Origin of the sequence: Enterobacter sp. RIT637, from assembly GCF_019718755.1 — a bacterium.
Classification (GTDB): Bacteria; Pseudomonadota; Gammaproteobacteria; order Enterobacterales; family Enterobacteriaceae; genus Enterobacter.
On record NZ_JAIHAZ010000003.1, the window covers coordinates 159,794 to 177,155 of the forward strand.

15 protein-coding genes are annotated in these 17,362 nt (G+C 55.5%); 4 read left to right on the plus strand and 11 right to left on the minus strand.

Features of this window, described 5'->3' with window-relative positions; genetic code table 11:
* Nucleotides 1–238: 238 nt before the first annotated feature.
* Together chiP and chiQ are read left to right on the plus strand one after the other, a co-directional pair.
* Nucleotides 239–1,636, plus strand: a complete 1,398-nt coding sequence (gene chiP / locus K5E19_RS07660; protein ID WP_120159152.1) for a chitoporin ChiP — start codon at nt 239–241, stop codon at nt 1,634–1,636.
* A gap of 50 nt (nt 1,637–1,686) precedes the next feature.
* On the plus strand, nt 1,687–2,013 hold the full coding sequence (gene chiQ, locus K5E19_RS07665; protein WP_221550854.1) for a ChiQ/YbfN family lipoprotein: 327 nt from the start codon (nt 1,687–1,689) through the stop codon (nt 2,011–2,013).
* Nucleotides 2,014–2,117: 104 nt separating this feature from the next.
* On the opposite strand, the gene fur is transcribed toward chiQ, so the two are convergent.
* The 4 genes from fur to ybfF all read right to left on the minus strand — a co-directional run bounded on the left by fur (nt 2,118) and on the right by ybfF (nt 4,731).
* On the minus strand, nt 2,118–2,564 hold the full coding sequence (gene fur, locus K5E19_RS07670; RefSeq protein ID WP_010428651.1) for a ferric iron uptake transcriptional regulator: 447 nt from the start codon (nt 2,562–2,564) through the stop codon (nt 2,118–2,120).
* A 291-nt stretch (nt 2,565–2,855) separates the two neighbouring features.
* Complete coding sequence (gene fldA / locus K5E19_RS07675; RefSeq protein ID WP_221550671.1) at nt 2,856–3,386, minus strand: flavodoxin FldA; 531 nt, start codon at nt 3,384–3,386, stop codon at nt 2,856–2,858.
* 155 nt (nt 3,387–3,541) lie between these two features.
* Nucleotides 3,542–3,829, minus strand: coding sequence for a LexA regulated protein (gene ybfE / locus K5E19_RS07680; protein ID WP_010428654.1), 288 nt, complete (start codon nt 3,827–3,829; stop codon nt 3,542–3,544).
* 128 nt (nt 3,830–3,957) lie between these two features.
* Complete coding sequence (ybfF, locus tag K5E19_RS07685) at nt 3,958–4,731, minus strand: esterase (RefSeq protein WP_221550672.1); 774 nt, start codon at nt 4,729–4,731, stop codon at nt 3,958–3,960.
* A gap of 183 nt (nt 4,732–4,914) precedes the next feature.
* On the opposite strand from ybfF, the gene seqA reads away from it, so the two are divergent.
* The gene (seqA, locus tag K5E19_RS07690; protein WP_010428659.1) at nt 4,915–5,463 is read left to right on the plus strand and encodes a replication initiation negative regulator SeqA; all 549 of its coding nucleotides are present in this window, start codon (nt 4,915–4,917) and stop codon (nt 5,461–5,463) included.
* 24 nt (nt 5,464–5,487) lie between these two features.
* On the plus strand, nt 5,488–7,128 hold the full coding sequence (gene pgm, locus K5E19_RS07695) for a phosphoglucomutase (alpha-D-glucose-1,6-bisphosphate-dependent) (protein ID WP_221550673.1): 1,641 nt from the start codon (nt 5,488–5,490) through the stop codon (nt 7,126–7,128).
* Nucleotides 7,129–7,218: 90 nt separating this feature from the next.
* On the opposite strand, the gene potE is transcribed toward pgm, so the two are convergent.
* The 7 genes from potE to kdpB all read right to left on the minus strand — a co-directional run bounded on the left by potE (nt 7,219) and on the right by kdpB (nt 17,362).
* Nucleotides 7,219–8,532 carry a putrescine-ornithine antiporter gene (potE, locus tag K5E19_RS07700; RefSeq protein ID WP_221550674.1) on the minus strand — a complete coding sequence of 438 codons (1,314 nt, stop codon included), beginning with the start codon at nt 8,530–8,532 and terminating at the stop codon, nt 7,219–7,221.
* Nucleotides 8,529–10,727, minus strand: a complete 2,199-nt coding sequence (gene speF, locus K5E19_RS07705) for an ornithine decarboxylase SpeF (protein WP_221550675.1) — start codon at nt 10,725–10,727, stop codon at nt 8,529–8,531. The genes potE and speF overlap by 4 nt, the downstream gene beginning before the upstream one ends.
* 254 nt (nt 10,728–10,981) lie before the next feature.
* The gene (gene speFL, locus K5E19_RS07710; protein ID WP_003858645.1) at nt 10,982–11,086 is read right to left on the minus strand and encodes a leader peptide SpeFL; all 105 of its coding nucleotides are present in this window, start codon (nt 11,084–11,086) and stop codon (nt 10,982–10,984) included.
* Nucleotides 11,087–11,363: 277 nt separating this feature from the next.
* Nucleotides 11,364–12,041, minus strand: a complete 678-nt coding sequence (gene kdpE / locus K5E19_RS07715; RefSeq protein WP_221550676.1) for a two-component system response regulator KdpE — start codon at nt 12,039–12,041, stop codon at nt 11,364–11,366.
* Nucleotides 12,038–14,725, minus strand: a complete 2,688-nt coding sequence (gene kdpD / locus K5E19_RS07720) for a two-component system sensor histidine kinase KdpD (protein ID WP_221550678.1) — start codon at nt 14,723–14,725, stop codon at nt 12,038–12,040. Before kdpD ends, kdpE begins: the two co-directional genes overlap by 4 nt.
* Nucleotides 14,726–15,301 carry a potassium-transporting ATPase subunit KdpC gene (gene kdpC / locus K5E19_RS07725; protein WP_221550680.1) on the minus strand — a complete coding sequence of 192 codons (576 nt, stop codon included), beginning with the start codon at nt 15,299–15,301 and terminating at the stop codon, nt 14,726–14,728. It lies immediately after the preceding gene.
* 12 nt (nt 15,302–15,313) lie between these two features.
* Entirely contained in the window at nt 15,314–17,362 is a 2,049-nt protein-coding gene (gene kdpB / locus K5E19_RS07730; protein WP_221550682.1) for a potassium-transporting ATPase subunit KdpB, read from the minus strand.

The window sequence follows — 17,362 nt, forward strand, 5'->3', positions numbered from 1 at the left end:
AAATTTCTGATATTTCCCCGCCAATCCTCGCTCTCCTCTAAATGTTACAAAGCACTACGAATTATGTGCACTTCGTCATAATCCTGACTTTTGCCCACGGAAAAGCATTGATAATTCGCGTCGCGAAAAATAACCTAAAGGCGGTAGTTAATTCGAGGGTATTTCTAACTACCCTGACCTTTTGGTCTTTTATATTTTCGCCGTTGAGGCGTTTTAATTCGTCAAAGAGGAATAATCTATGCGTACGTTCAGTGGCAAACGTAGTGCGCTGGCGCTGGCTATCGCCGGTGTGACAGCAATGTCGAGCCTGGCGATCACCCCAGAAGCTAAGGCAGAAGGCTTCATCGATGATTCTACCCTCACGGGCGGTATTTATTACTGGCAGCGTGAGCGTGACCGTAAAGACGTCACTGAAGACAAATACAAAACCAACCTTTCGCACTCGACCTGGAACGCCAATCTGGATTTCCAGTCAGGCTATGCCGCGGATATGTTCGGTCTGGATATTGCTGCGTTCACCGCCATTGAAATGGCGGAAAACGGTGACAGCGGCCACCCGAACGAAATCGCCTTCTCCTCCAGTAACAAAGCGTATAAAGAAGACTGGTCTGGCGATAAAAGCGGTGTCAGCCTGTACAAGGCAGCAGCGAAATTCAAATACGGCCCGGTATGGGCACGTGGGGGCTATATTCAGCCAACCGGCCAAACGCTGTTAGCGCCGCACTGGAGCTTTATGCCGGGTACCTACCAGGGCGCGGAAGCCGGGGCTAACTTTGACTACGGCGATGCGGGTGCGTTGAGCTTCTCCTATATGTGGACCAACGAGTACAAAGCACCGTGGCACATTGAGATGGACAAGTTCTACCAGAACGATAAGAAAACCAAAGTCGATTACCTCCACTCGCTGGGCGCGAAATACGACTTCAAAAACGATCTGGTCCTGGAAGCTGCATTTGGTCAGGCGGAAGGTTATATCGATCAGTATTTTGCTAAAGCCAGCTACAAATTTGATGTTGTGGGCAGCCCGCTGAGCACCAGCTACCAGTTCTACGGCACGCGCGATAAAGCCAGCAATGGCACCGTTAACGATATCTATGACGGCACTGCATGGCTGCAGGCGCTGACCTTCGGCTACAAAGTGGGCCAGGTTGATTTACGTCTGGAAGGAACATGGGTGAAGGCAGAAGGGCAGCAGGGCTATTTCCTGCAGCGTATGACGCCAACCTACGCGTCCTCGAACGGTCGTCTCGACATCTGGTGGGATAACCGCTCTGACTTCAACGCCGACGGCGAAAAAGCGGTGTTCTTCGGTGCGATGTATGACCTGAAAAACTGGAACCTGCCTGGCTGGGCGGTGGGTGCCTCTTACGCTTACGCCTGGGACGCAAAACCTGCGGATATGGCAACACCGGACGCGTACTACGATCCAAACTATCGTCTGAAAGAGTCTTCTTACAGCCTGGATGCGATCTACACCCTGCAGGATGGACGTGCAAAAGGGACGATGTTCAAACTGCACTTCACGCAGTATGACAACCACTCCGATATCCCGAGCTACGCGGGCGGTTACGGCAACATCTTCCAGGATGAACGTGACGTGAAATTCATGGTCATCGCGCCATTCACTATCTTCTGATGAACACACCGGCGGGTAATGTTGTCCCGCCGGTATGGAGACTGCACATGATGAAAAAAATCGTAATCGTCGCGTTGCTGGCATCAGGGCTGGTGGCGTGTGCTCAGACTGAGGCACCAAAAGAAGATTCCCGCCTGAAGGAGGCCTATAGCGCCTGTATCAATACAGCGGAAGGGTCGCCGGAGAAAATCGAAGCCTGTCAGAGCGTGCTGGACGTGCTGAAGAAAGAGAAAGCGCATGAGCAGTTTGCGACGCAGGAGAATGTTCGCGTGATGGATTACCAGGCCTGCATTCAGGCACGTAAAACCGGTAACGATCAGGAAGTGGCGAAGCGTTGCGATAAGATCTGGAGCGATATTCGCAGTAACAATAAATAAGTTGCTTTACGCCCGGTGGCGCTGTGCCACCGGGCTTTTTTTTTGCCCAAAAACAGGCAAAAAAAAAGCCAACCTTACGGCTGGCTCAGAGTATAAACACGATATTATTTCGCGTCGTGCGCGTGGTCGTCTTCACGGCAATCGCCTTCAGCGCAGTGACCATACAGGTACAGGCTGTGGTTGGTCAGGCGAATGCCATGACGAGCGGCGATTTCACGCTGGCGTGATTCGATGGAATCATCGCTAAATTCAATAACCTTGCCACAATCGAGGCAGATCAGGTGATCGTGATGGTGCTGTTGGGTCAGCTCGAAAACGGATTTACCGCCCTCGAAGTTATGACGGGTAACAATGCCCGCGTCATCGAACTGGTTCAGCACACGATACACGGTTGCCAGCCCAATCTCTTCACCCATGTCGATAAGACGTTTGTAGAGGTCTTCCGCACTGACATGGTGATTGTCTGGCCCCTGAAGCACTTCAAGGATTTTTAACCGAGGAAGCGTTACTTTCAGGCCAGCCTTCTTTAATGCGGTATTGTTGTCAGTCATGCGGAATCTGTCCTGTTGCTAAACGATTCACTTCTAAAGAAGAAGTGACAGAAAATGCACTTGGGATAATGCGTCTCATTATAGAACTGCCATGGCTAAATGAAAACTGCAAGTCTCAAGCAAAGTATGCTTATAAAAACGTGGTATCACCAACAAACTTGTTCGATGGCATCCACTTTTTACCAGGGGGATATTGTACAGGTCTGAACGAAAAAGTTAAAAGTTTGTAGCAATTAATTTAATCGGTTTTACCTGGTAAACGGGCGCAACCTGAGTTGCGCCACCGGGAAATCAGGCGTTAAGAATGTCGTCGAGGTTCAGCTCTTCACGGATCTGCTTAACCCATTTCTCAACGCGTTCAGCGGTCAGTTCCGGCTGACGGTCTTCGTCGATGGCCAGGCCGACAAAGTGGTCGTCGTCTGCCAGGCCTTTAGAGGCTTCAAAGTGGTAACCCGCCGTTGGCCAGTGGCCGACAATCACCGCACCGTGTGGTTCAATGATGTCGCGGATGGTGCCCAGTGCGTCACAGAAGTATTCTGCGTAGTCTTCCTGATCGCCGCAACCGAACAGCGCGACCAGCTTACCGTTGAAGTCAACTTCTTCCAGGGTTGGGAAGAAATCGTCCCAGTCACACTGTGCTTCACCGTAGTACCAGGTCGGGATACCCAGCAGCAGGATGTCATAACCTTCGAGATCTTCTTTGCTGCTCTTGGCGATGTCGTGCACATCGGCAACGTCTTTACCGAGCTGTTTTTGAATGTTTTTTGCGATATTTTCGGTATTGCCGGTATCACTGCCGAAGAAAATGCCGATGATTGCCATGAGTAAAATAACCTCTTGAAACTTAATGGTATGGTGGCGCAATTTGTCCACGGATAAGGGCAATAATAGCAGAACAGGCAACCCTGCGGAAACAGCTATCGCGCAGGACTGCACTCTGTGCTACATGAAAAGGGAAATAAAAGGAATTTTCAGACTTATGCCTTGCTGCGCAATGTCTCAAGTTGGGTGATTAACATCTCTTCAATCAGTTCGCTGCGGCTGATGTTACGCGCCTCGGCCAGCTCATTTAGTGCATCGACGGCATCGGCGTTCAGCTTCAGTTCGACACGCTTAAGCCCACGATTTTTATCGCGTTTAAGCTGGTTGCGTTTATTAATACGCAGCTGTTCATCGCGCGAAAGCGGATTCGTTTTCGGTCGTCCCGGTCGACGCTCATTCGCGAACAGATCTAGTGTCGTACGGTCCGTTTGTTCTTTGGCCATGATTCTGAGACTTCGGGGGAAATACGCCGCCCTGCTAATGCCCGGGCGATAAGCGCGCCATCATACATCACCGAAAACGGCACGCCAACGACTGGAAGCCCACAACCTTCCAGTCGCTCTCTTTTTAATCAATTTGCAGTATCAGAGAGATAGCGACGAATGGCGCGCAGTACGGCGTCCGGTTTTTCGGCGTGAACCCAGTGCCCGGCACCGGCAATCACGTGGGCGCGAGCCTGCGGGAATTGGGCCAGCAGCGTGTAGCGGTAGGCGTCGGTAACGTAAGGCGAGTTTCCGCCGCGAATAAAGAGGGTAGGGTGTGGCCATGCGGGGACGGTTTCCCAGCCCACGATGTTGTTGTACTGTTCCCACAGCACCGGCACGTTAAAACGCCATTGCCCATCAACATACGACTTTAGCAGGAACTGCACGACGCCTTCCTCATCCAGATGCTCACGCATCACGGCGGCAGCCTGCTGGCGCGTCGCGACGCCCGCTTCTGTGACCGCATTAATGGCGGCAAAAATCTCATCGTGACGGCGGACGTCATAATCCACGGGCGCGACGTCAATCACCACCAGCCCGTTGATACGCTCCGGCGCAAGCGCCGTAAGGGCCATCACCGCTTTGCCACCCATGGAATGCCCGATCAGCGTTACCTTCTGCAGGTTATGTGCATCCAGCGTATCCAGCAGATCCTGCGCCATCGCCGCGTAGGTCATCTCGTCTGAACGCCCGGAAAGACCGTGGTTGCGCATATCAACCTGCAAAATATCGTGGTCGGAAACCAGATCGCGCGCCAGCACGCCCAGGTTATCGAGGCTACCAAACAGCCCGTGAACCAGTACGATGGGAGAATTATTGTTCGGCGATTGTGCAGATTGCGCTCGGGTATTCAATTTCATGGCAAAGTTCTTTTTTTACGTATGTCAGGTTAGGGTATCATGTTGACCATTCTGCCGCCTGGCTGCAAGGATCCAGTTTAATCTGACTTTTGCCGCCTGCCGGGTTTGACGCTATCCGCTGTTGGGATTTGACCTTATAATCCCAACGACTTGTATTCAGATAAGATATCGCACTGGATTAAGATGAAAACAATCGAAGTTGATGACGAACTCTATCAGTTTATTGCCAGCCAGACGCGGCATATTGGGGAGAGCGCGTCCGACATTTTACGGCGTATGCTTAAAATTTCCGCCGCCTCACAGCCTGCTACCCCTGTCACAAAAGATGTCGTGTCTCAGCCGAGCGTTGTTGCACAAGCAAAACCTGCCGTAATACCGGCAAAAGATAAAGTGCGCGCAGTACGAGAACTGCTGCTGTCTGATGAATATGCAGAGCAGAAAAAGGCGGTTAACCGCTTTATGCTCGTGCTGTCTACACTTCATTCACTGGATAACAAAGCGTTTGCAGAAGCGACCGAGTCGCTGCACGGTCGCACCCGCGTCTATTTCGCGGGCGACGAACAGACGCTGTTACAAAATGGCAATCAAACCAAACCTAAACATGTCCCTGGCACACCGTACTGGGTCATCACCAATACCAATACGGGCCGCAAGTGCAGCATGGTTGAACACATCATGCAGTCCATGCAGTTCCCGGCGGAATTGATTGAAAAGGTTTGCGGTACAATTTAACCCTTGCATCAAAAGGACCAGGCAATGGCAAATCACAGCCGTGCAGGCCAACCTGCACAACAAAGCGATTTGATTAACGTCGCTCAACTGACCGCGCAGTATTACGTGCTGAAACCGGTCGTGGGCAACGCAGAACACGCAGTGAAGTTCGGTACATCTGGTCACCGCGGCAGCGCGGCGCGCCATAGCTTTAACGAACCGCACATTCTGGCCATTGCCCAGGCCATCGCGGAAGAGCGCGCCAAAAATGGCGTCACCGGTCCATGCTACGTGGGTAAAGATACTCACGCCCTGTCTGAGCCGGCGTTTATTTCCGTGCTGGAAGTGCTGGCAGCGAACGGTGTGGATGTGATTGTTCAGGAGAACAACGGCTTCACGCCAACGCCTGCGGTCTCTAACGCAATCCTCGTGCACAATAAAAAAGGTGGCGCACAGGCTGACGGTATCGTCATTACGCCATCTCATAACCCGCCAGACGACGGCGGCATTAAATACAACCCGCCTAACGGTGGCCCGGCAGACACCAACGTCACCAAAGTGGTGGAAGACCGTGCGAACGCCCTGTTAGCCGACGATCTGAAAGGCGTTAAACGTATCTCTCTGGATGCCGCCATGGCGTCCGGTCACGTGAAAGAGCAGGATCTGGTTCAGCCGTTCGTGGAAGGGCTGGCGGATATCGTCGATATGGCGGCCATCCAGAAAGCCGGTCTGAAGCTGGGCGTGGATCCGCTGGGCGGCTCCGGTATTGAATACTGGAAGCGCATTGCAGAGCACTACAAGCTGGATCTGACCATTGTGAACGATCACGTCGATCAGACCTTCCGCTTTATGCACCTCGATAAAGACGGCGCGATCCGTATGGACTGCTCCTCCGAGTGTGCGATGGCGGGCCTGCTGGCGCTGCGCGATAAATTCGACCTGGCGTTTGCGAACGACCCGGATTATGACCGTCACGGCATCGTCACCCCGGCAGGGCTGATGAACCCGAACCACTATCTGGCGGTGGCGATTAACTACCTGTTCCAGCACCGCCCGCAGTGGGGCAAAGAGGTAGCCGTTGGTAAAACGCTGGTCTCCTCTGCGATGATCGACCGCGTGGTCGAGGCGCTGGGCCGCAAGCTGGTGGAAGTGCCGGTGGGCTTCAAATGGTTTGTTGACGGTCTGCATGACGGCAGCTTCGGCTTCGGCGGTGAAGAGAGCGCGGGCGCGTCCTTCCTGCGCTTCGACGGCACGCCGTGGTCAACCGATAAAGACGGTATCATCATGTGCCTGCTGGCGGCGGAAATCACCGCGGTCACCGGTAAGAACCCGCAGGAACATTACAACGAGCTGGCGGCACGCTTTGGCGCGCCAAGCTATAACCGCATTCAGGCTGGCGCGACCTCTGCTCAGAAAGCCGCTCTGTCCAAACTCTCTCCGGAGATGGTCAGTGCAAGCACCCTGGCAGGCGATCCGATCACCGCGCGTCTGACGGCGGCACCGGGCAACGGTGCGTCTATCGGTGGTCTGAAAGTGATGACCGAAAACGGCTGGTTCGCCGCGCGTCCATCCGGTACGGAAGATGCGTACAAAATCTATTGTGAAAGTTTCCTCGGCGCTGAGCATCGTCAGCAGATTGAGAAAGAAGCGGTAGAGATTGTCAGCGAAGTGCTGAAAAACGCGTAAGTGCGGTTTGTGTGCCGGGCGGCACTGCGTTTGCCCGGCCTACAACAGCTATCGTAGGCCCGGTAAGCGCTAGCGCCACCGGGCTTTTTTTTAACTATGTTTGTTCTTCAATTCAAACCGTGGTGACACCAGACCGTACAGCGTCCAGCCCATAAAGGTCACCATCGCCCCGTACAGCATCGCCTCCTGACCGGACGAGTAGAGCGCATAGAAGCTGTAAATCGCCCCAAGCAGCGCCACAATATTCGCCGCACGCGCCTTGCGCGGATCGACTTTCGCCACCTTCTGAATGATCACCAGCGCCGCCATCGAGAGAATGTACGGAATGATGTTCGTCACCACCGCCAGGTTGACCAGCACGTTGAACTGGCTGTTCAGCGACGGGCTAATGGTCATCAGCGACAATCCGCTCTGGAAGATAACGATCGCCAGCATGCCCTGTACCGGCGCATCGGCTTTGCTCACGCGGGAGAAGATTTTCGGGAAGTAACCTTCGTCAGCCGAAGATTTAAATACCTGCGCAATGGTGAACTGCCAGCCGAGCAGCGAGCCGCAGCAGGACATGACCATCAGTCCCATGATCACTTTCCCGACCTCAGGCGTGAACATTTGCGCGAAGGCCAGCCCGAACGGTGCCGTGGAGTTAGCCAGATCCATATTCGGTACGATGCCCGCAATCACGTTCGTCGAGACGATATAAATCACCGCCGCGCCCAGCGTGCCGCCGAGGACCGCAATCGGCACGTTCTTCTCCGGGTTCTCTACCACTTCCGCGTTCGCACAAGCGGATTCCAGACCGAGGAAGGCCCACAGCGTCATGGCGATAGAAGAGCCCACTGCGGTAAAGAACGGCACGTGGTGCGGGTTCCAGGAATTGGCGTACAGCGTCGGGCTGAACCAGAACCAGCCGATGATGCACAGGCCGACTACCGGAATAATCACGCCCCAGACGGTGATGCTGCTGAGCTGTCCGGTGATGCGCGCGCCGCCAAAGTTGGCCACAGTGCAGATCCACAGCACCCCGATGGTCGCCAGCCCTATTTGCACCGGGCTGAGCGTTGTGCCAAACAGTTCCGTACCGTAACCTACGGCGGAGATGGCAATCGCCACGTTGGCGATCAGCAGCGACACCCCGTAGGTGTAGTTGGCCATAAAGTTGCCCGACTTGCCAAAGGCGTATTCGGCGTAGCCCCCCATGCCGCCTGACTTACGACTGAACATCCCGCACTTGGCAAACGCCCACGCCAGTGCCATTGAACCGACCGCCGTCACCAGCCAGGAGATGATAGAGATGGTACCCACCTCTGCCAGTTTGGTTGGCAGCATGATAATCCCGGAGCCCATCATGTTCACCATGGTGAGGATAGTCAGCTGCACCACGCCCATCTTATTGGACTTGCTCATAATTTTTCTCCTTTCAGCAGCGCGGGCTGAGCGGCGGGTTGTTTAATGACGTAGCAGCGAACCTGTTTGCGACCGTCACACTCCTCGACGTACACGCCCTGCAGCTCCGGCGCGAAGCCCGGCAGAAGGTTGATGCCTTCTTCCAGCGCGGCAAAGTAGCGCAGCACGGAACCACCCCAGACTTCACCCGGCACAACGCACAGCACCCCCGGTGGATAAGGAAGTGCACCTTCAGCGGCGATGCGGCCTTCCGCGTCGCGCAGTGAAACCAGCTCGACCTCGCCGCGCAGATAGGCATAGTTCGCCTCTTGCGGGTTCATCATGACGCGCGGGAAGTGAGACTTGCGGAACATCTCTTTCTGCAGCTGTTTCACGTTGTGGCGGGCGTACAGGTCGTGCATCTCCTGGCAGATCTGGCGCAGGGTGTAACCGGCGTAACGTTCCGGATGCTGTTTATAGAGAGAAGGCAGGACCTCTTTTAGCGGCACATCGCTCTCGAGCAGTTTTTCGAAGCGCACCAGCTGAGCTACCAGCTGCTGCAGTTTGCCCATGTCCTCCGCGGGCGTGAGCAGGAACAGGATTGAGTTGAGATCGCATTTCTCCGGCACGATGCCGTTTTCACGCAGGAAGTTGGCAAGAATAGTGGCTGGCACGCCGAAGTCCTCATATTCCCCGGTGCGGGCGTTGATACCCGGCGTGGTCAGCAGCAGCTTACACGGGTCGATAAAATACTGGTGCTCAGCGTAGCCTTCAAAGGCGTGCCAGCGTTCACCCGGCACGAAGTGGAAGAAGCGCAGATCGGTTGCAATCTCCGCCGTGTCCCAGCTTTCCCACGTGCGGCCATCCACCGTCTCGGGCACGAACGGACGAATAAACCGGCAGTTCTCCAGAATCAGCTTGCGCGCCTCAATGCCCGTCACCACGCAGTCCATCCACATGTTGCGGCCGCTCTGGCCTTCATGCATGCGGGCGTTGATGTCCAGCGCAGCGAACAGCGGATAAAACGGGCTGGTGGAGGCGTGCATCATAAAGGCATTATTCAGCCGCTTATGCGGGACATAGCGCTGTTGCCCTTTGATATGGCTGTCTTTCTTATGGATTTGCGAGGTCTGCGAGAAGCCGGCCTGCTGTTTATGCACAGACTGGGTGACGAGGATCCCCGGATCGTTTTCGTTCAGCTCCAGCAGCAGCGGAGAGCAGTCGGCCATCATCGGAATAAACTGCTCGTAACCCACCCAGGCCGAGTCAAACAGGATGTAATCACACAGGTGCCCAATCTTATCCACCACCTGACGGGCGTTATAAATGGTGCCATCGTAGGTACCCAGCTGGATCACCGCCAGACGGAACGGACGCGCATCGCGCGCGCGGCCCGGTGCCACCTCTGCCACCAGCTCGCGTAGATAATTTTCTTCAAAGCAGTGGGCATCAATGCCGCCAATAAAGCCGTACGGGTTACGCGCGGTTTCCAGATAGACAGGCGTTGCACCGGCCTGGAGGAGGGCACCGTGATGGTTAGATTTATGGTTGTTACGGTCAAACAGCACCAGGTCGCCCGGAGTGAGCAGGGCGTTAAGCACCACTTTGTTGGATGATGAGGTGCCATTCAGCACGAAGTAGGTCTTATCGGCATTAAAGACTTTTGCCGCATGCTGCTGGGCGATGCACGGCGCGCCTTCATGAATGAGCAGATCGCCCATTGCGACGTCAGCATTACACAGATCGGATCGGAAAAGCGTTTCGCCAAAGAAATCGACAAACTGATTACCGGCTGGGTGACGGCGGAAGAACTGTCCTCCCTGATGCCCCGGGCAGTCGAACGCGCTGTTGCCCTGTTTAACGTAATCGACCAGGGCGCGGAAGAACGGTGGACGAAGCTGGGTTTCGTACTTCAGTGCAGCCGCTTCCACCTGGCGTCCGTAGAAATCACTGCTGGTGTCTGAGCACTCGAAAACGCCGTGAATACGAGACAGAAATTCTGCCGGAACAATTTCTTCTTTATGGGTGGCAATAAATACCGGGATGCCAAATCCCGTTGCGTCTATTTCTTCTATTACGCCATTGAAAATATCGCTGACGGCCAGTACCACGGCGGCAACGTCAATATAATCAGAGGCGCTGATATCCACCATTTCGCGGTGGGTCGTAAAGCAATCCGGGCAGGCACGGCTGACGGCAATTTTTAAACTTTTCATCTTTCTCTCGTTATTTTAGGTAATAGGTGTCCCTCGATTTCTTACAAGGCAGAAATCGATATTTTCCGGAAAACAAAAGCAAAGCGTGGTCGCTGATAAAAATCAGTTAATTGTTTTTGTTAAATGCAATCCAGTCCGCCCGGTTGCGGAGATTCCTGGATTTAGAGACAAGAGCGCACGTGTTTACAGACAAATGCCTGTAAAACAGTATGTTTCAGAATGACCTGTAAGCAGATGCGCCAGAAGTCGAAGGACTACCGGGCGTTAAAGAGATGAAAGTCAAAGCAGTTGCGGTGGGCAAACATCATGATATGCGTTGTTCGCCTTATATGGGGCATTAAACGATTGTTGTTTTCCATGTTTATTTTCCTTTCAGTAATTGAAAGCATGGTCATTTTATCCAGGAAGTGGCGATTAACTGTGAAGGAGATCACCGTTAACCGATCATTTCACAAATAATTAGTCGTTTTTGATGAATAACGCAGATCAAAATGCTGTTTTGTTGAGTATGTGTTAATGTTGTGTTTGCTTAGTGTTTTTATTGGGCAAAAATAATCCATAAAATAATATCTGGATTATTTTTATGCGTATTTTTGATGGCAGGTTTATTTATTTGAAATTAATTTGAATAGTTATTCAAATCATAAACCGATAACCGATACCGGTTTCAGTTAATAAATGACGAGGGCGCGCGGGGTCAACTTCAAGTTTTTGCCGAAGATGCCCCATATAAATGCGTAAATAGTGACTATGCTCGACGGCATTAGGTCCCCAGACCTGGCTTAACAGCTGGCGCTGAGTCAGCACCTTGCCGTGATTGTTGAGCAAAACGGCAAGCAGACGGAACTCGATAGGCGTGAGGTGGATCTCTTCTTCTGCCCGAATGATGCGTCGAGCGGCAAGATCGACCTGAATGTCACCGAAGGTATACACCGGGTCGGAAGGCGTCGTTGCACTATGACGACGCAATGCGACGCGAAGCCGGGCCTGCAGCTCACCAATGCCAAAGGGCTTGATAAGGTAGTCGTCTGCGCCTGCATCCAGCGCGGCGATTTTATCCGCTTCTTCAGTTCGCGCAGAAAGCACCAGAATCGGCATTTGGCTCCACTGACGAACCTCACGGATAAAATCGATGCCATCCCCATCCGGCAGCCCCAAATCGAGGATAGCCAGGTCCGGCTTTCGCGTTGCGGCCTCAATTAACCCCCGTTGAAGCGTACCGGCTTCATGAACGCGCAGGCCGTCGGCTTCCAGCGCGGTACGCAGAAATCGGCTTATGGCGAGCTCATCTTCAACAATCAGGACGCTGATCACAAATCCTCTGGTAATTCATCAAGTTCTGGTGGGGTATCAAGTGGAAGTGTAACACAAAAATGCGCGCCGCCTTCCGGACGGTGCTCTGCCGAAATGGTGCCGCCGTGCACGTCAATAATCGCTTCGCAAATAGCGAGACCCAGCCCAACGCCGGGGATCGCGGATTCCTTATTGCCGCGCGAAAATTTTTCGAAAATCGCCTTTTCCTGCCCGAGCGGAATACCCGGCCCGGTATCCCAGACTTCCAGCTGCAGCGTTTGTGCGCTCACCGTGGCATTAATGCCAATCTGTGCTTTTGCCCCTGCATATTTAGCGGCATTTTCGAGCAGGTTAATCAGCACACGCTCGAACAGGGGACCATCCACGTGAATTAACGTCAGCGGTTCAGGCATGTTTAACGCGATATGGCGACCGCCCAGGCCCGGCTCCAGCATCTTCAGCGAGCTTCCGACGACCTCCTCCAGCGTGAGCCACTCTTTTTTGAGATTAAACCCGCCCGACTGAATGCGCGCCATATCCAGCAGGTTATTTACCAGCCGCGTGGTATTCAGCACATGCTGGCGGATTTCGCTGGCCTGTATCGCATGTTTTGAGCCTTCAGCAGCCAGATCCAGCGTCAGGATCTCAGACTGACCAAACAGCACGGTGAGGGGCGTGCGCAGGTCGTGAGAGAGCGCCGCCAGTAAGGAATTACGGATGCTTTCCCGCTCGCTCGCCAGCCGCGCCTGCTCTTCGCTGGCGGTGAGTGCCAGTCGTTCCAGCGCGCTGGCAACCAGCAGGGTGAAGGTTTCCAGCAAACGTTGCTGCTCGGGGATCATCAGCTGGCGCAAATTGTTTGGCTCAACGATAACCAGCCCCTGATTTTTATCCGCACTGCGTAGCGGCAGGATCTGATAAGGCACGCCAGGCAGGGTGTCCGTTCCTGCGCCTGCGGGAAGCCCTTTGTCAAAACTCCAGCGCGCGATGGCTTCATCCCAGGGTGTCATGCCGGAGGCGGAGGTGAGCGGGCGAAGATTGCCATGCTCGTCCGGGAGAAGGACAAGGTTACTGGCGTTAAACGTAGAGCGAATGAATTGCTCGCTGGTCTGGACAATATCCTGCGGCGTGCGGCCGACCGCCAGCGATTTGGACATCTCATAGAGATGGCGCGTGCGCTGCTCGCGATAGCGTGCAATACGCGCCTGATAGCGAACGCCCGCCGTCAGGTTACCAATAACCAGCCCGACGGTGAGCATCACGCCAAAGGTGAGAATGTATTGTACGTCGGACACGGCAAGCGTCCCGCGCGGGGCAATAAAGAACAGATCAAAACTGAGGACGTTAATCACCGTCGCCAGTACAGAGGGCCAGCGTCCGTAAAAGAGCGCCACCACCACCACGCCCAGCAGGTAAATCATCACCAGGTTGGCGGCGTCGAAGGCGATCAGCCACTGACTGGCAATCACGGTAATCAGGGCGCAGAGCACGAGTGCGACAAGGCAGCCGCGGATCTGGATCCGCCATTTTTCACTAAAGGCGCGTGCGTCCGGCGCACGGTTGGGCAGGGGCGTGGGCTTGTCATCCAGCGCCACGATCACCAGATCCAGGTCCGGCGCGCGGCGGGCCAGCTTATCGGCAAAGGATTCACGGCTAAACCAGCGGCGGTGCTGGCGACGACCAATGACAATTTTCCCGAGGTTATGCTCGCGCGCGTAGCGCAGGATAGCTTTATCTTCTGCCGGATCGGAAAGGGTGGCGGTTTCCGCCCCCAGCTCCTGCGCCAGCCGCAGCGAGCTGAGGATGGCGCGCCGCTGATTTTCCGGCAGGGCGTGAAGCTGCGGCGTTTCGACATATACCGCATGCCAGACGCTGCCAAATTTCGCCGCGAGCCGCGCGGCGGTACGGATCAATTTCTCATTGCCGCTACTGTGACCGATGCACAGCAGGATGGCATCGCGGGTGTGCCAGACGCGTTCTTGTCCCTGCAGGTCGCGCCAGGCGCGCATCTGGTCATCAACGCGATCGGCGGTACGGCGCAGGGCGAGTTCGCGCAGGGCAATCAGGTTGCCTTTGCGGAAGAAATGTTCGATGGCGCGTTCGGCCTGGCCGGCGATGTAGACTTTGCCTTCATGCAGGCGCTGGCGAAGATCGTCCGGCGGAAGGTCGACCAGCACCACTTCATCTGCTGAATCAAAGAAGGGATCGGGCACCGTCTCTCGCACCTGAATGCCGGTGACGCCGCTCACCACGTCATTCAGGCTTTCCAGATGCTGAACGTTCACGGTGGTGAAAACATCAATGCCGGCCTCAAGCAGCTCCTCGACATCCTGCCAGCGCTTTGGGTGACGGGAGCCTGGCGCATTGCTGTGCGCCAGTTCGTCCATCAGGATAAGGGCAGGACGACGGGCGAGGGCGGCGTCGAGATCGAACTCTGTAACCAGCCGTCCGCGATGGCTAATACGGCGTGGCGGCTGCGTGGCAAGTCCTTTCAACAGCGCCGCCGTCTCTTTACGGCCGTGGGTTTCCACCACGCCGATGAGAATATCGAGCCCCTGCGCCCGAAGCCGCTGGGCTTCCGTCAGCATGGAGAAGGTTTTCCCGACGCCTGCGCAGGCGCCAAAGAAAATTTTCAGTTTGCCGCGATGGGCTTCAGCCGTCTGTTCAAGCAGCCTGTCCGGATCCGGGCGCATGGGCTCGTCGGTCATTTAGTTTTTCCTTAGCGCGTCCAGCGCCAGATTCAGCTCAACAATATTCACTACCGGCATGCCGATGAAGCTGACCAGCGGCTTTTGCGTATGCTCAGCCACCAGCTGGCTCACCTGATCAACAGTCAACTGGCGGGCCGCAGCGACGCGCGGAATTTGCCATGCCACCGCCTGTGGCGTCAGGCTGTAGTCCAGCCCGCTGGCAGAGGCGGTGACCAGTTCAACAGGGACTTCACGGCTGGCCTGCGGGTTGGCGGCGCGCAGGGCGGCAACGCGTTCGGCAACTGCTTTATCCAGCTCCGGGTTGCTGCCCGCCAGGTTACTGCCGCCTGAGGCCATCGGATTATACGGGCTTTCCGCGGTGGCGGAAGGGCGGCCCTGGAAGTAACGGGCATCCGTAAAGTTCTGACCAATCAGGCGTGAACCGCGGTTTTCACCGCTTTGCATAATCAGCGAGCCGTTGGCCTGATCCTTAAACCACCACTGACCCAGCGCGGTGGTCACCAGCGGGTACAGCCCGCCGGTAATGAGAGACAGCAGAATAAATAACAGTATAGCGGGACGTAACATCGTCATTTGATTCACCTTTTAGACCAGCCCGAACAGCGTCAGGAGCACGTCGATAACCTTGATACCAATAAAGGGCACAACCAGCCCGCCCAGACCGTAAATCCACAGGTTGCGGCGCAGCATGGCGGCCGCCGTCAGCGGCTTATAGCTCACCCCTTTCAGCGCCAGCGGAATAAGGAAGACAATGATCAGGGCGTTGAAAATCACCGCGCTCAGAATGGCCGAGGCCGGGGAGTGCAGGTGCATCACGTTCAGCGCATTCAACTGTGGGTAGGTCGCCGCAAACGCCGCCGGGATAATGGCGAAGTATTTCGCCACGTCATTGGCGATACTGAACGTGGTCAGCGAACCGCGCGTCATCAGCATCTGTTTCCCGATATGGACTACCTCAATCAGCTTGGTCGGGTTAGAGTCGAGGTCAACCATGTTACCCGCCTCTTTTGCCGCCTGCGTGCCGGAGTTCATCGCCACCGCTACGTCGGCCTGCGCAAGGGCAGGGGCATCGTTGGTGCCGTCACCGGTCATCGCCACCAGACGGCCTTCCGCCTGATACTGGCGGATCAGCGCCAGCTTCGCTTCCGGCGTCGCTTCAGAGAGGAAATCGTCCACGCCTGCTTCGGCAGCAATGGCGGCAGCGGTCAGGCGGTTATCCCCGGTGATCATCACCGTTTTGATGCCCATTTTGCGCATCTGAGCAAAACGTTCCTTGATGCCACCCTTAACGATATCCTTCAGGGCAATCACGCCCAGCACGTTCGAGCCTTCCGCCACTACCAGCGGCGTGGCTCCCTGTCGGGCCACGCTTTCGACCAGTTTGTCTACCTCGGGCGGGAAGTGACCGTTGTTGGCTTCGATATGACGACGGATGGCGTCAACGGAGCCTTTACGGATCATTCGGTCCTGAATGTTAATCCCACTCATGCGGGTCTGCGCGGTGAAGGGGACGAAAGTGGCATGCAGGCTTTGCACGTCACGCTGGCGCAGGTTAAAACGCTGCTTAGCCAGAATCACGATGCTGCGGCCTTCCGGGGTTTCATCCGCCAGAGAGGAGAGTTGTGCGGCATCCGCGAGCGTTTTTTCATCCACGCCCGGTGCCGGCAAGATATCAGAGGCCTGGCGGTTGCCGAGGGTGATGGTCCCGGTTTTATCCAGCAGCAGCACGTCGACGTCACCGGCGGCTTCAACGGCACGTCCGCTGGTGGCGATAACGTTCGCACCCAGCATACGGCTCATCCCGGCGACACCGATAGCGGACAGCAGGCCGCCGATGGTGGTTGGGATCAGGCATACCAGCAGCGCCACCAGTACGGTGATGCTGACCGCCGTGCCGCCGTAGGCGGAGAATGGCCACAGCGTCGCGGTTGCCAGCAGGAAAACGATAGTCAGGGCGACCAGCAGTATGGTCAGGGCAATCTCGTTCGGCGTTTTACGGCGCTGCGCGCCCTCCACCATGGCAATCATCCGGTCAAGGAAGGTCTCGCCCGGGTTAACGCTGCACTGGATCACCAGCCAGTCGGAGAGGATGCGCGTCCCGCCCGTCACGGAGGCGAAATCGCCGCCCGATTCACGAATAACCGGCGCGGATTCCCCGGTAATGGCGCTTTCATCCACCGATGCGCCCCCTTCAATGACTTCTCCGTCGCAGGGAATAATGTCACCGGCCTCGACCAGCACCACATCGCCTTTACGCAGTTCATCCGCCGGAACGTGGTCCATTTGCGCGCCGTGTTTAGGTTCACGTAATTTGCGCGCGAAGGCGGTTTTTTTGACCCCTTTCAGACTGTTTGCCTGTGCTTTACTGCGGCCTTCCGCCAGCGCTTCCGCGAAGTTGGCAAACAGCACGGTAAACCACAGCCACAGGCTGATGGCACCGGTAAAGACTGCATCACCCGGCAGATGTCCCGTTCCCATCGCAATTGCCAGCGCGGTGGTGAGTAAACTCCCTATCCAGACGATAAACATCACCGGGTTGTGCCACTGCACGCGTGGGCTCAGTTTTTTCACCGCATCCATGAGGGCCTGACGAACTAACGTCGGTTCGAGCAGGGCCAGTTGTTTACGACTCAT

Coding starts and splice junctions, on each gene's coding strand:
- ybfE (WP_010428654.1), bottom strand. CDS start 3,829: ATGGCCAAAGAACAAACGGACCGTACGACACTAGATCTGTTCGCGAAT.
- kdpC (WP_221550680.1), bottom strand. CDS start 15,301: ATGACGATGTTACGTCCCGCTATACTGTTATTTATTCTGCTGTCTCTC.
- speFL (WP_003858645.1), bottom strand. CDS start 11,086: ATGGAAAACAACAATCGTTTAATGCCCCATATAAGGCGAACAACGCAT.
- potE (WP_221550674.1), bottom strand. CDS start 8,532: ATGAGCAAGTCCAATAAGATGGGCGTGGTGCAGCTGACTATCCTCACC.
- pgm (WP_221550673.1), top strand. CDS start 5,488: ATGGCAAATCACAGCCGTGCAGGCCAACCTGCACAACAAAGCGATTTG.
- kdpB (WP_221550682.1), bottom strand. CDS start 17,362: ATGAGTCGTAAACAACTGGCCCTGCTCGAACCGACGTTAGTTCGTCAG.
- fur (WP_010428651.1), bottom strand. CDS start 2,564: ATGACTGACAACAATACCGCATTAAAGAAGGCTGGCCTGAAAGTAACG.
- kdpD (WP_221550678.1), bottom strand. CDS start 14,725: ATGACCGACGAGCCCATGCGCCCGGATCCGGACAGGCTGCTTGAACAG.
- seqA (WP_010428659.1), top strand. CDS start 4,915: ATGAAAACAATCGAAGTTGATGACGAACTCTATCAGTTTATTGCCAGC.
- fldA (WP_221550671.1), bottom strand. CDS start 3,386: ATGGCAATCATCGGCATTTTCTTCGGCAGTGATACCGGCAATACCGAA.
- speF (WP_221550675.1), bottom strand. CDS start 10,727: ATGAAAAGTTTAAAAATTGCCGTCAGCCGTGCCTGCCCGGATTGCTTT.
- ybfF (WP_221550672.1), bottom strand. CDS start 4,731: ATGAAATTGAATACCCGAGCGCAATCTGCACAATCGCCGAACAATAAT.
- chiQ (WP_221550854.1), top strand. CDS start 1,687: ATGAAAAAAATCGTAATCGTCGCGTTGCTGGCATCAGGGCTGGTGGCG.
- chiP (WP_120159152.1), top strand. CDS start 239: ATGCGTACGTTCAGTGGCAAACGTAGTGCGCTGGCGCTGGCTATCGCC.